Here is a 12,768-nt window from a genome sequence, read left to right on the forward strand (position 1 = left end):
TTGTTCTCCTTGGCCTTGCGGCTGAAGAAGGCGTGCGGGATCTGCACCAGGATGCCGGCGCCGTCACCGGCGCGCGGATCGGCGCCGACAGCGCCGCGATGCTCGAGGTTGCAGAGGATGCTCAGCGCGTCCGAGACGATCTCGTGCGACTTCTTGCCCTTGATGTTGGCGATGAAGCCGACGCCGCAGCTATCCTTCTCCAGGCTCGGGTCGTACAGGCCTTCGGCTTTGGGGCGCGAATTATGTTCCTGAATCGGGTCGGTCGTTTTCGAGGCGACCGTCGCCGACAGCTCTTCTGCCACGATGTTTCCGCTCTCGAATTGCGACCCGTTCATTGTTCCAATCCTCTCCATGCGGCAAGCTGCCTCACCGCCATCTTCGGCGCACCTTGGGCGTTCCGCGGCACCCGCCTCTGGGTCACCGCTCGTCCGCTGCGAGCCGCATTTTCTTAAATTCAGGCCAAGGCGTTCTTCGTCCCCGAGAACGGCTTTTCCTGTTGCCTTATGGTGCTCGGAAGCACCCGACTTTCGTTGCAATCCGTATGCCGGAACCGCAAGCAAAATTGAGACAGTCTTCCTGTCCTAAACGTCACCTTGCCAAATTTTTGTCTATCACACAAGCGCGCGGAAGTCCCGATTCCTCATATGTCAATCGATCGCTTTCCAAAAGTTGCGCGCCCCGGTTTTGAAGCAAACGCGCCCTGATCCGGCCCAAGCGGCGCCGAAATCCCCAATGAAGCTTCGGATCGCCCCTTCGGAACGTGCGCCACGCCGTCAAAAGCGAAAGAGCGCCAGGCCATGAGGGGCCTGACAGGAGCGTGTCGACCATGAAGTTTTTCACAGGATGTGTGGCCGCCGCCGCGCTGGCGCTGGTAGCAAATGCCGCGGAGGCCCAGGTGCCGGCGAAAGGAACCGCGCGCGGGGCCTATATCGCCGTCTCGGATTTCGACGGCCCCTACGCGCCGCCGGAGGCTGCGCCTCCGCCGCCGCGCTACGGCTACCGCTATGGCTATGAGGAACGCGGCGTGGGGCCGGCGCTACTGCCGGCCATCGAGGTCTACGCGGTCCTGCGCGACAACGGCTTCTCGCCGCTCGGCATCCCGCGCCTGCGTGGCGCGGTCTACACCATTGCGGTGATCGACCGTCGTGGTGATGACGGCCGGCTTGTGATCGACGCTCGCGACGGCCGGATCATCCGTTTCATGCCGGCCGCCGACGCCTATGGCATGGCCCCCGCTTATGAGGAGCCGACGGTTGCACCTTACCGGCCGCAAAGCGCGCTGCCGCCGCCGACCATGGTTCGCGGCGGCCCGCCGCGCCCGCCTGCCTCGATCCCGCATGTCGCCAGCCGCACTGTGCCGCTGCCCAAGGCGGCTCCGCAGCGCGCCGAGACGCCGGTGGTGGCCGCCAAGCCCGCCGAGCAGGCTCCTCAGGCTCAACCCGCACAGCAGACGGCGGCCGTGCAAGCCAAGCCCGCGGAGGCTGCGCCGACCGTCGGCCAGGCCAAGCCGGCCGTCACGATCCTGCCGACGCAGGAGATGCCGGCGGCGCAAGGATTGGATTAGCGCGAGTTGGAGGCGCAGGCGCCAGCCAAACCATCGGTGTCGTCCCGGCCTTCGCCGGGACGACAATGAGGAGAGAGCTGGGCAACACAAAAGGCGCCTGAGATCTCAGGCGCCTTTTGTGTTTCCGCAATCGCGGCTCAGCTCCGCGGATACCCCGCCGCCTCCAGGATCAAATTCGCAACTTCCTTCGGATGCGACACCAGCGAGAGGTGGCCGGCGTCGAGCTCGATCGTGGTGGCGTTCATGCGTTTGGCGAGGAAGCGTTCGAAATCGGGATTGATGGTGCCGTCCTTCTTCGACACCGCGTACCAGCTCGGCTTGGAGTGCCAGGCGGCTTCCGTGGTGCGACCGGCGAATATCGAGGCGGCCGTCGGCCATTGCACGGCGTAGAGCTCCTTCGCCTGCTCCGGCTTCACGCCGTTGGCGAAATATTTAAGGAACGCGTCTTCGGACAGCTTGGTGTAGCCGTCGTGCTCGACGATGCCGGCACGCGCAGGGCCCGTCGGAAACTGCTTCGACAGCGCGACAAAGTCCTCGTTGGCATCGGGGGCGCGTGCGGCGATGTAGACGAGGCCGGTAACCTTCGGGTCGGTGCCGACCTGGCTGATCACGGTGCCGCCCCAGGAATGCGCCACCAGCACGGTCGGACCATCCTGCTCGGCCAGCACACGCTTGGTCGCTTCGACCGACTCGGCGAGCGAGCCCAGCGGATTCTGCACGGCAGTGACGTTGAGGCCGGCAGCCTGGAGGATCGGGATCACCTCCGACCAACTTGAACCGTCGGCCCAGGCGCCATGCACCAGCACGACGTTCTTGGCTTTCACCGCGGTTGGGGTCTGCGCATGGGCAAGGCTGATGGGGGCCGCCAGCAGGCTCGCGGCGACGAAAAGGCTGCGCCAGAAAGTCATGATCGTTCTCCGTCTTGTTTTGGGCTCGGCACACAAAATACGGAGTGTCAGGCGGCAGCGTTACGTCGGCTCACCGGCCCGTGATGCGCTGCAACCATCCAATCGGGCAATTCAGCAAAGTGGTGTCGCCTTTGCGCAAGCCCGGACGGCGGCAGGGCGAGCGGCGATGTAAGAACGAAAAAACGCCCCGGGGGCACCGAGGCGTTTTCGTAACCTGGAAGTTGATACGCGCTTTACGCGGCGACCGAGCTCTCGATCACCTGCGCCTTGGCAGCGCCGGCGTTGATCGCGATCTGGCGCGGCTTCTTGGCTTCGGGAATCTCGCGTACAAGGTCGACATGAAGCAGGCCGTTCTCGAGCGAAGCGTCCTTCACCTGCACGAAGTCGGCAAGCTGGAAGGCGCGCTCGAAGGCGCGGGCGGCGATGCCGCGATAGAGCACTTCGGATTTCGAGTTCTCGTTGGCGACTTTCTCGCCCTTGATCGTCAGCGTGTTTTCCTTCGCGACGATGGAGAGCTCATCCTTGGCAAAGCCCGAGACCGCAACGGTGATGCGGTAGGCGTTCTCGCCGGTGCGCTCGATGTTGTAGGGGGGGTAGCCGGGGCTGCCGTCCGTGCCTGCTTGGTCGAGCAGGTTGAAGAGGCGGTCGAAGCCGACGGTGGAACGATAGAACGGGGTGAGATCGTAGGTACGCATGGTCAAGTCCTCCATTGAGCGACTGTTTTGGTAACCCGCCCGCCAATCGGGCCGGGCTTTAGTCTGTGTGCAGCCTGATGTTCCGGTTTCGAAACACTGGTAGCGGCCTGCACTGAGATGATATGGGTGGGTCCAGACGGCGTTCAAGAGGGCGGAAACAAGCGCCTTTTCGGCGCTCCCGCCCCTTGATTTGCTGCACTTGGCGCCTACGCACTCTCATGACGCTGGTCTCGATTCCGTCCAACCCCGTTCCCGAAGACGTCGTCAGCGGCACCATCAAGACCTCGGATGGCGTCGAGCTACGCTTTGCGCGCTGGGCGCCGCCGGCAAACCGCAAGGGCACGGTCTGCGTCTTCACCGGCCGCAGCGAACAGATCGAGAAATATTTCGAGACCGTGCGCGATTTGCGCGACCGTGGCTTTGCGGTGGCAATGATCGACTGGCGCGGGCAGGGGCACTCCGCGCGGCGGCTGCGCGATCCGCGCAAGGGCTATGTGCGCAACTTCTCGGACTACGAGATCGACGTCGAGGCTTTCGTGCAGCAGGTGGTGCTGCCGGATTGTCCGCCGCCGTTCTTCGCGCTGGCCCATTCCATGGGCGGCGCGGTGCTGTTGCGGCTCGCACATGCGGGCAAGCGGTGGTTCGATCGCATGGTGCTGTCGGCGCCGATGATCGACCTGCCCGGTCGCTCCACCTCGTTTCCGGTGCGGGCACTGTTGAAGACGATGCGCATGCTGGGACGGGGCGGCGCATACATTCCTGGCGGCAGCGATGACCTCACTGGGTTGTCACCTTTCATCAACAATCCGCTGACCAGCGATCCGGTGCGCTATGCGCGCAACGCCGCGATCCTGGAGGAGGACCCGACGCTGGGCCTGGCATCCCCCACGGTGGCCTGGGCCGATACCGCCTTCCGCGCCATGCACACCTTCAAGGGCATCCATTACCCCTCCGAGATCCGCCAGCCGATCCTGATGCTGGCGGCCTCCAACGACGCCGTGGTCTCGACCGCGGCGATCGAGGAGTTCGCCTACCATTTGCGCGCGGGCTCGCATCTGGTGATCGCCGGCTCCAAGCACGAGATCCTCCAGGAGCAGGACCGCTACCGCTCCCAGTTCTGGGCGGCGTTCGACGCCTTCGTGCCGGGCACGCCATTGTTCAAGTGAAGTGGCGGTCTTCTCCCTCGCCCCAGGTGAAGAAGCAACTCACAGCGTCTTCAGATACTCGATCAGATCGTAGCGCTCTTGCTCCTTGAGCACGCGGCCGATGGTGCCGTCCTTGCCGGGGCCCGGCGTGCCATCGAACGAATGGCCGGCATTGCTGTTGCCGAACAAGTCGGTGCCATCAGCGGCTCGCGTCGAGAAGCGAGACTGACCGGTCTTGCAGCTCTCGCCGTCGGTGACCGCAAAGCCGACCTGCTTCGGATCGTAGTCGCGGCCACCGCCCATGCAGAACGATTTGGGGCGTTCGGCCGCGGGGCTCAGCATCCAGTAGAGCGAGGGCACCGATCCGTTGTGCAGATAGGGCGCGGTGGCCCAGGCGCCGTTGAGCGGTCGCGCGCGATACCAGGGCCCCGGCTCATTCTTCTCGGGCGGTTGCGGACCAGAATTCGGGCAGTTCTTGCGCTTGCCCCACCAGATATCCTGAACTTTCGGGTCGATCTTGGCATCGTCCATTGCCTTGCGACTGACGATGTCGACGAGCACCATCAGGCCAAGAGCGTACGGCATGTCGGTGGACGACACCTCAGGCAGATTGCAATTCCACCAGGCATTGAGCTTCTGCGTGGGATCGAGCTTGAGAAAGCCCGGCACCTGAACAATGCGCGTTGCCAGCACGCTGGCCTGAGAGGGGTCGGTCCCCATGCCTTTGGCGCTCTTCTGCACCTCGTTCAGGAATTTGTCGTCGCCGATGGTTTGCCAGCGGTCCGAGGACCAGATGCTCTTGTCAGGAAATTCGGTGTCGAAGACGGGATCGTTGACCGGACCGAGATGGCATTCGACGCAGATCTCCGCATAGAGCTTGCGGCCGCGTTTGACGCGGTCGCCATCGATCTTCCAGGCATCGTCGCCGAAGATGTCAGAGGGCCATTTCGGCGATGTCAGTCCGGAGAGCTGCTTCTTCGGATAGGGCGCCGACCCTTTCAGCAGATCCTCGATCCAGTTCAGATTTTTGATGTCCATCGAGGAGCGGAACAGCGCGTCCTTGGGCGTGGTGTCGGACAAATTGAGCAGCGCGGTTACGCCCAGTGCTTCGCCGGCGTTGCGGATCAGCGGTTGCTCGATCGAGGCGTCATACTGCGCATATTTGAGCCAGGGCACGGTCCAGATCGGCGGGAAGCTGACCGGCGCGTCCTTGGCATGCAGATTCTTCTCGAAGCCGCTGAGGCCGCTGAGCGCCATATCCTGGGAGAAGACTTGATTGCCGATGCGGTTGAGCGCGTCGAGGCGGCCATATCCTTCCTCGGTGTCCTGCTGTGGTTCGTCCCGCTTGGTCTTCTCGTTGAACCGCGTCTTGCCCTCGATGGTTTTCGCGTAGGTCTTCTCCCAGTCGACCAGGAATGTGCCAATCGCGCTGAGCTTCTGCTTCAGCGCATCGCGGTCCGCATCGCTGGCGGAAGGGCCGAGCACACGATCGGCAAAGCGCTTGAAGCGACCCGGCACATAGAGCGTGTAGGCGATCGAGAGGCCGGTCGTGACCTCGAGCTTCCTGAGGTCGGTCATCGCCGGGCCGCCGTCGAAGCGGATGTCGATGCCCTTGTAGTGGATCTGTCCGGTGTGGCAGGCGGCGCAGGTGAGGCCAATCCGGTCCTCGCCGATCTTACCGGTCGCGGGATCGGACACGCCGGTCATGCGCGCAAAGCCGACGGGCAGGCCGTCGACGTTTTCGGCCTGCTTGCCCCAGTTGACCGGCGGATCCCACAGCCGCGCCGGCACCGGCTTGGTCTTGTCATAGACGTTGGCGTAGCCGAAGCGGCGGAGCGTGGCCTCATCGGTGTTGATCGTCTGCGGGCTCGGGATGAAACCGAAGCGCTGCAGATGGTCGCTGTCGTGCAGCATCCCGGGCTTTGCGAAGAAATGCAGCCGCGGCTGCTCCAGCGCCATGAACCAGCTATAGGGCACCGGGAAGGTCGCGGTGCCCTGGCTGGCGTGATGAAACCAGTGCCGGTCCTCCAGCGCCCAGTTCTGCTCGAGCCAGTACGCGGCGCGGGGTTCGACGAGCTTAGGTAATGGCGGCGCCACCAGATTCCCGAGGATGCCGGGCAGTATCGGCTGGAATTGATCGGGAAAGCGCAGCGCCACGATGCCAAAAACGAGGAGCGCTGCGACGAGGCCGCCGGCTGCGCGCAAGATGAGTGAAGGCGGGCGGACCGGCTGGCTGACCATCCGCTGGGTGATCCTCTCAGGGAATTTGCGCTCGTTGAACAACGTCCTCACCTCCGCCACGCTGAGATAGCGGTCATCACCCTGACCCTTGCCCATGATCCTGAGCAGGATCGGCCATTCAAACTTCATCAGGATCGGGTAGTACCAGCGCGCCTGATTGCCGGCGCGCTTGAGATTGTCGTTCATGAAGGTCTGGATCTGCGAGGCGTTGAGCCCGACCTCGCTGCCGCTCTCCGGGTCGGCATAGGTGCTACCGAAACCGGCGAGCCGCGCGATCTGGTCCTCGTTGACCTTGCCGTCGACGCCGAGGATGCGCGAGCCCGCACCGAGCTTGTCGAGCGGTCCGCCGCGCAAGCGATTGAGCTGTGCGCCCCAGAAGATGCTCTGCAGGATATGACAGGCGCCGTTGGCGATCAGCGCGACGCCGCGGACCTGGATGCGGGCCGAGGTCTTTTTCAGCCCGGTCTCGCCGCTTGCATTTGCGATGGTCTGCGAAATCGTCCGCAGCGGGACAGTGCCGCCGTCGACAAAGCCTTCGCCGACGAGGCCGCGCAGGAAAGGGCAGGGATTATCAGGAGAGACTTCGATTGAAGGATCAAAGGGCTTCTTGCGGGAGTCATCCATCGGCAAAGTCCTGAAAACATACGAATCGTGAAAAGCGGCCGCGCCGATCAAGCGCAGAAAGTCCTAACAAACAGACAGCGGACGGGCCGTAGCTATGCTACTTCAGGGTGTGACGAAGTGTGGCTGAATTCGCTCTGCTGTCAATAACGCTGCGGTGAGACCGCAGCGCACCCGCGAGTCTGCTCGCGGGACCTCGCCCAGAGGATGCTGCCGTCAGGATTCCGCAGCGCGTCTGACGTCGCTCTGGACCAAGGTGAGCTTGCTGGCCGGTACGCCTGCCTTCAGCAGCCCGTCGCGGTAATGCGCGATATCCTCGGACCGCTTCCAGTGAAAATTCCGCAAATGGCGATCGACGTTCAGGGTCGGGTAATTGCGCATCAGCACGCCTGTCGCCTCGCTCGCATCAGTGGTCCGGCCCATCTGCGCCAGCGCCGCGGCGCTGATCGCCAGTGCCTGCATATGGTTCGGGTTGATGTAGAGCTGCTCGCGGGCCCAGGACAGGGTCGCGTCATACTGGCGGAGGAGATAGTGGCTAAAGGCGTTCAGCGCCGCCCATTGATAGCGTGGGTCGCTGTTATCGCGTTGGGCCGCCATCGAGAACAGCTCGATCGCCTGACGGTGCTCGCCGATCACGAAGTGGCAGATGCCGAGCACGCCGCGCGCGCCCATGTCGTAGGGGTTGAGGGCGACGGCACGCTTGGCGGCGTCCATCGCCGCTTCGTCATGCCCTTCCATCGCATGCGCCCAGGACAGGATCGAGAACGCAAAGGAGGAGCGCGGATCGAGCCGCACGCTGGTTTCGGCGAGGCTCATCGCCTCAGCCCACATCTCGCGCGTGCCCTTGACCCAGCCGAACTGGATGCTTTGGATCTGGATCGTGGCGAGATAGGCATGCGCGATCGACAGCTTGGGATCGAGCGCGATCGCCTCCCGGAACAGGGCGACGGCCGTGCCTAGGTCTTCCTTGGTCTGCCGGTAATAATGCGACAGGCCTTTCAGGAAGCGGTCCCAGGCCGTGACGTCGTTGGTCGGGCGCGCCGGCGCGGAGGCCTCGGCGCGGACGATCTCGGTGGCGATGGCCGCGGACAGGCTGGTCGTGATCTCGTCCTGCATGGCGAAGAGGTCGCCGATGTCCCGGTCGTAACGGCCGGTCCAGAGCTGCTCGCCGGTCTCCGGCGCGATCAGCTCGGCGGTGACGCGGATCTTGGCGCCGGCGCGCCGCACCGAGCCCTGGATCAGATAGGTGGCGTCGATCTCGCGCGCGATCACGCGGGTGCTCGCGTTCTTGCCTTTGAAGGCGAAGGTCGAGTTGCGGCTCAGCACGCGATAGAAGGATTGCAGCGACAGCGCGTGGATCAGATCCTCGGTCAGGCCGTCGGAGAAATATTCGTCCTGGGCGTCGCTGAGATTGGCAAAGGGCAGCACGCCCACGATCGCCGTGCGGTTCGGCTGCGACAGCGCCGACCCTTCTTTCACTTCGCGCGCGAGCGCGGTGGCGCCGTCGGGCGTCCAGGTCCAGACCCCGACCGGATCCTTGATGTTCTTGAAGCGGTGGTTGCCGCCATCGACCAGCGGCACGGTGAGATGCTTGCTCGCCTCGCTGTAGGCCTTGGCCGAGATCGCGAACCCGCCGGGGTTCGCCACCGATTCGAGGCGGACGGCGATGTTGACGTCGTCACCGAACACCTCGTCCTCGTCGGCGATGACGTCGCCCATGTGGATGCCGAGCCGGAACTGCATGGCGCGGTCGGCAGGCAGATGATGGTTGCGCTCCGCCATCAACACCTGCATCGCGATCGCGGCCTCTGCGGCGCCGACGATGGAGGGAAACTCCAGCAGGAAGCCATCGCCGGTGTTTTTGACGACACGGCCGCCATGGTTGAGGATGATCGGATGAATCGCGCTGCGATGGGCCTTGAAGACGGCATGGGTGCCGGCTTCGTCACTGCCCATCATCCGGGAATAGCCGGCGACATCGGCGCAGACGATGGCGGCCAGACGTCTTTCCATATCCTCGGAGCTCCAAGGGAGCGGGACGCCACCAGCGGGCCGTCGCCGCGAATCCAGCATTTCAAGAACTTGCGTCCTTATAGAGCACATCGAGCCGAACGAAAGTATGATCCGCATTGCAAATTCGACGCAAATCCTAACCATTTCCGGTGGTGGACGGCGGGGTGCGAACCAACTAAGGCCAGTCCCTTGAGGCCGCCCGGCCGGGCGGCGAGGACCTCACCATGCTGGGCATTCACGAAATCTGGCTCTTTGTCCTGTCGGGGGTGCTGCTCAACATCACGCCGGGGCCCGACACGGTCTACGTGATCGGCCGCAGCATGCAGATGGGCTGGCGCGGCGGGGCGGCCGCAGCCTTCGGCATCAGTTGCGGCTGCTTTTTCCATGTCGCGGGCGCGGCGATCGGCCTTTCGGCGCTCTTGATGGCCTCATCCACCGCGTTCGGGGTGCTGAAGCTGGTCGGCGCGGCCTATCTGGTCCTGACCGGGCTTCAGATGCTGTGGTCGCGGCCGCAGCTTCTGGCGGTCAAGGACGAGGCGGAGCGCAGCTCGCTGCGACGGGTTTTCCTCCAGGGCGTCTTCACCAACGCGCTCAATCCCAAGGTCGCGCTGTTCTTCCTGGCCTTCCTGCCTCAATTCGTCGCAGCCGATGCGCCGCACAAGCCGCTGGCCTTTCTGACGCTGGGCCTGATCTTCATCTGCACGGGGACCCTGTGGTGCCTGGTGCTGGCGGCGTTCGCGGCCAAGGCCGCTCATCGCCTGCGGCGGTCCGAGGGCGTGATCGCCTGGGTCAATCGGACGCTCGGCGGCCTCTTTATCTATCTCGGCATCCGCGTCGCCATGCTGGAGGCGCGGTAACCTCGGTTACCCAAATTCCTTGAGCAGCGCGCTGCCGGCGAGATAAACGCCGAGCAGGATCATCGCGACCAGGAACCAGCGGCGGAACGCCTCCGCCGGCATCCGCTGCCGCACTGACTGGCCGAGATACATCCCGGCAAAGGCCATCGCCATGGCGACGGTGCCCGGGACGGCATTGGCCGGCGTCAGCAATCCGCCCGCGGTGAGATTGAAGGCCAGCGCCAGCGTCGCCGTGGTGAAGAACACGCCGAGCGCCTGCACCAGCTCGTCCTTCTCCATCCCGATCGCCTGCATGAACGGCATCGAGGGGATCACCTGCACGCCTGTCGAGGCCGAAATCACGCCGGTGACGACACCGACCACGCCGCCGACCCATTTCTCGTTTTGCGGCGCGACGTGGAATTTGAACTTGCTGAGGCCGATCATCGCGTAGATCACCAGCAGCACGCCGAGCACCACGGTGCCGTAGCGCGCATAGGGACCAGTCAGCGCGCCGGCATTGAGCCAGCATCCGATCACGGTGCCGATCATCAGCGGCCACAAGCGCCTGAGGATGTCGCGCAGGTGAGGGCCGACAAAGGTCTGCCAGATGTTGGTGACGATGGCGGGCACGATCACGATGGCGATGGCGCGGCTCGGCGCCATGTTCACCGCGAGCAGGCCCATGGACACGGTCGGCAGGCCGAGCCCGACGACGCCCTTGACGAAGCCGGCGACCAGGAAGACGGCGGCGATGAGGATGAGAAGCGGGTCGATCATGCAGCCACATTGACCGAAGCGGCGCGGGGGCACAATCTGGAGGTTACGGAGATAGCCTTCGTCCATCACGAAGGCTGATTATGGAGGAAAAGCTGTGCGTTTCGACCTCGTCGATCTCCAGCTCTTCATCGCGGTCGCCGACCAGCGCAGCATCACCCGCGGTGCCGAGCGATCGAATCTCGCCTTGGCTTCGGCCAGCGCACGGATCAAGGGTCTCGAGGACGCGCTTGGCGTCGCCCTGCTCAAGCGAGGGCGGCGCGGTGTCGAGCTGACCGCGGCCGGCGAGAGCCTGCTGGATCACGCGCGGCTCGTGATTCACCAGGTCGACGCCATGCGCGGCGATCTCGCCGGCTTTGCCAGCGGCGTGCGCGCCAGCGTTCATTTCCTGGCCAACACGTCGGGCCTGTCGGAGCACCTGCCGAAGGCGCTCGCCGGCTTCCTGCGCGAGCATCGCGACGTCGCCATCGACATCGAGGAGCGCGAGAGCACCGACATTGCTGCCGCGATCACGGCCGGAGCCGCCGATCTCGGCTTTGCCGCCGAGCACGCGCTGCCCGATCATATCGAGCGCTTCGTGTTCAGCGAGGACCGCCTGACGCTGGTGACGTCGAGGCGGGGCCCGTTTGCCGGCCGCCGCCAGATCGATTTCCAGGAGGCGGGCGCCTGCGAGTTCGTCGGCCTCACCAGCGCCACCGCGCTTCAGATGCACATTTCAAAGCATGCCGCGCGGCTCGGCATGCGCCCGCATTTTCGGGCGCGCCTGCGCGACTTCGATGCGATCTGCCAGCTGGTCTCGGCCGATGTCGGTGTCGCCTTGGTGCCCGAAGCCGCCGCCCGCCGCTGCGCAAAACTGATGCCGCTCGCCATCGTCCGCCTGCGCGACGCCTTCGCCAACCGGAAGCTCGTGATCTGCGCGCGCAGTTTCAAGGCGCTGCCACGGCCGGCCAAGATGCTGGCGGAGCATTTGCGGGCAGAGGCGGTGTGAGGCGCAAGAGCACTACTTCGCCGTCTCGACGCCGGCGTCCTTGATCACCTTCGCCCACTTCTTGGTCTCGTCCGCGATGAAGCTGCGAAAATGCTCGGGCTCGTCGCCGACAAGCGTCGCGCCTTGTGCGGCCAGCTTCTCCTTCACCGCCGGATCCGCCATCGCCTTGGTCGCGAGGTCATGCAGCGCGGTGACGATTTCCTTGGGCGTGCCCTTGGGCGCCACCATGCCGTACCAGTTCTCGATGCGCAGGTCGGGGAAGCCGGCTTCCTTCGTGGTCGGCACGTCGGGGGCGGTTGGCGCGCGCTCCACCGAGCCGATCGCGATCGGCTTCAGGGCGCCGGCCTTGACTTGCGGCAGCAGCACCGGGAGATCGAGGAAGGTCATCTGCACTTGCTGGCCCAGCAGATCGTTCACGGCCGGCGCGGCGCCGCGATAGGGCACGTGGACGATGTCGATCTTGGCCGTCAGCTTGAAGAGTTCGCCGGCGAGATGCGGCAGGCTTCCGGGGCCGGAAGAGGCGAAGTTGAGTTTTCCGGGCTGCGCCTTGGCGAGTGCGATCAACTCGCCGATGTCCTTGGCCGGCACATTGGCGGCGACAACCAGCATTTCCGGCACGGTCGCGACCAGCGTCACCGGCGCGAGGTCGTTGAGCGTGTCGTAGGCGACCTTCTCCATGCTCGGGCTGATCGCAAGCGCGCCGGCCGAGGAGATGGCGATGGTGTAGCCGTCGGGCTGGCTCTTTGCGACCGCGTCGGTGCCGAGCACGCCGCCCTGGCCGCCGCGATTGTCGATCAGCACCGGCTGCCCAGATAGTTCCGACATGCGCTGGCCGACGACACGGGCGATAATGTCATTGGGGCCGCCGGCCGGGAACGGCACGATCAGCTTGATCGGCTTTGCCGGAAAATTCTGGGCGGAGGCCAGCGTTGGAAACTGAAGCAGGATGGCGAGAAGGAGCGCGCGGCGTTTTTTCATGC

11 protein-coding genes are annotated in these 12,768 nt (G+C 64.6%); 4 read left to right on the forward strand and 7 right to left on the reverse strand.

Features of this window, described 5'->3' with window-relative positions; translation table 11 throughout:
* Nucleotides 1-335: hypothetical protein (locus L6637_RS21535; RefSeq protein ID WP_237864653.1), on the reverse strand; the 335-nt coding region annotated here is incomplete at its 3' end.
* Nucleotides 336-826: 491 nt separating this feature from the next.
* Between L6637_RS21535 and L6637_RS21540 the strand changes: the two genes are divergently transcribed.
* Complete coding sequence (locus L6637_RS21540; RefSeq protein WP_237864652.1) at nucleotides 827-1,564, forward strand: hypothetical protein; 738 nt, start codon at nucleotides 827-829, stop codon at nucleotides 1,562-1,564.
* Between the two features lie 137 nt (nucleotides 1,565-1,701).
* Here L6637_RS21540 and L6637_RS21545 read toward each other — a convergent pair whose 3' ends face one another.
* Nucleotides 1,702-2,472: an alpha/beta fold hydrolase gene (locus L6637_RS21545; protein WP_237864651.1), complete on the reverse strand. Its 771-nt coding sequence runs from the start codon at nucleotides 2,470-2,472 to the stop codon at nucleotides 1,702-1,704.
* Nucleotides 2,473-2,705: 233 nt separating this feature from the next.
* Entirely contained in the window at nucleotides 2,706-3,167 is a 462-nt protein-coding gene (locus tag L6637_RS21550) for an Hsp20 family protein (RefSeq protein WP_237864650.1), read from the reverse strand.
* 218 nt (nucleotides 3,168-3,385) lie between these two features.
* On the opposite strand from L6637_RS21550, the gene L6637_RS21555 reads away from it, so the two are divergent.
* Nucleotides 3,386-4,333 carry an alpha/beta fold hydrolase gene (locus tag L6637_RS21555; protein ID WP_237864649.1) on the forward strand — a complete coding sequence of 316 codons (948 nt, stop codon included), beginning with the start codon at nucleotides 3,386-3,388 and terminating at the stop codon, nucleotides 4,331-4,333.
* A gap of 39 nt (nucleotides 4,334-4,372) precedes the next feature.
* Here the strand turns inward: L6637_RS21555 and L6637_RS21560 are convergent, their stop codons facing one another.
* Together L6637_RS21560 and L6637_RS21565 are read right to left on the reverse strand one after the other, a co-directional pair.
* Entirely contained in the window at nucleotides 4,373-7,177 is a 2,805-nt protein-coding gene (locus L6637_RS21560; protein WP_237864648.1) for a di-heme-cytochrome C peroxidase, read from the reverse strand.
* A gap of 213 nt (nucleotides 7,178-7,390) precedes the next feature.
* Complete coding sequence (locus L6637_RS21565) at nucleotides 7,391-9,187, reverse strand: adenylate/guanylate cyclase domain-containing protein (RefSeq protein ID WP_237864647.1); 1,797 nt, start codon at nucleotides 9,185-9,187, stop codon at nucleotides 7,391-7,393.
* Between the two features lie 224 nt (nucleotides 9,188-9,411).
* On the opposite strand from L6637_RS21565, the gene L6637_RS21570 reads away from it, so the two are divergent.
* A complete protein-coding gene (locus L6637_RS21570; RefSeq protein WP_237864646.1) occupies nucleotides 9,412-10,044 on the forward strand; it encodes a LysE family translocator in 633 nt (210 codons plus the stop codon).
* A gap of 6 nt (nucleotides 10,045-10,050) precedes the next feature.
* On the opposite strand, the gene L6637_RS21575 is transcribed toward L6637_RS21570, so the two are convergent.
* Nucleotides 10,051-10,803 (reverse strand): sulfite exporter TauE/SafE family protein, encoded by a 753-nt coding sequence (locus tag L6637_RS21575; protein WP_237864645.1) that lies wholly within the window; start codon nucleotides 10,801-10,803, stop codon nucleotides 10,051-10,053.
* A gap of 94 nt (nucleotides 10,804-10,897) precedes the next feature.
* On the opposite strand from L6637_RS21575, the gene L6637_RS21580 reads away from it, so the two are divergent.
* The gene (locus tag L6637_RS21580; protein WP_237864644.1) at nucleotides 10,898-11,788 is read left to right on the forward strand and encodes a LysR substrate-binding domain-containing protein; all 891 of its coding nucleotides are present in this window, start codon (nucleotides 10,898-10,900) and stop codon (nucleotides 11,786-11,788) included.
* Between the two features lie 12 nt (nucleotides 11,789-11,800).
* Here the strand turns inward: L6637_RS21580 and L6637_RS21585 are convergent, their stop codons facing one another.
* Complete coding sequence (locus L6637_RS21585) at nucleotides 11,801-12,766, reverse strand: Bug family tripartite tricarboxylate transporter substrate binding protein (protein ID WP_237864643.1); 966 nt, start codon at nucleotides 12,764-12,766, stop codon at nucleotides 11,801-11,803.
* Between the last annotated feature and the right edge of the window lie 2 nt (nucleotides 12,767-12,768).

Source organism: Bradyrhizobium zhengyangense, from assembly GCF_022012435.1.
GTDB lineage: Bacteria > Pseudomonadota > Alphaproteobacteria > Rhizobiales > Xanthobacteraceae > Bradyrhizobium > Bradyrhizobium zhengyangense.

What these genes read in the sequence shown, in the direction of transcription:
- L6637_RS21540 (WP_237864652.1), top strand. Translation starts at nt 827, where the DNA reads ATGAAGTTTTTCACAGGATGTGTGGCCGCCGCCGCGCTGGCGCTGGTA.
- L6637_RS21545 (WP_237864651.1), bottom strand. Translation starts at nt 2,472, where the DNA reads ATGACTTTCTGGCGCAGCCTTTTCGTCGCCGCGAGCCTGCTGGCGGCC.
- L6637_RS21550 (WP_237864650.1), bottom strand. Translation starts at nt 3,167, where the DNA reads ATGCGTACCTACGATCTCACCCCGTTCTATCGTTCCACCGTCGGCTTC.
- L6637_RS21555 (WP_237864649.1), top strand. Translation starts at nt 3,386, where the DNA reads ATGACGCTGGTCTCGATTCCGTCCAACCCCGTTCCCGAAGACGTCGTC.
- L6637_RS21560 (WP_237864648.1), bottom strand. Translation starts at nt 7,177, where the DNA reads ATGGATGACTCCCGCAAGAAGCCCTTTGATCCTTCAATCGAAGTCTCT.
- L6637_RS21565 (WP_237864647.1), bottom strand. Translation starts at nt 9,187, where the DNA reads ATGGAAAGACGTCTGGCCGCCATCGTCTGCGCCGATGTCGCCGGCTAT.
- L6637_RS21570 (WP_237864646.1), top strand. Translation starts at nt 9,412, where the DNA reads ATGCTGGGCATTCACGAAATCTGGCTCTTTGTCCTGTCGGGGGTGCTG.
- L6637_RS21575 (WP_237864645.1), bottom strand. Translation starts at nt 10,803, where the DNA reads ATGATCGACCCGCTTCTCATCCTCATCGCCGCCGTCTTCCTGGTCGCC.
- L6637_RS21585 (WP_237864643.1), bottom strand. Translation starts at nt 12,766, where the DNA reads ATGAAAAAACGCCGCGCGCTCCTTCTCGCCATCCTGCTTCAGTTTCCA.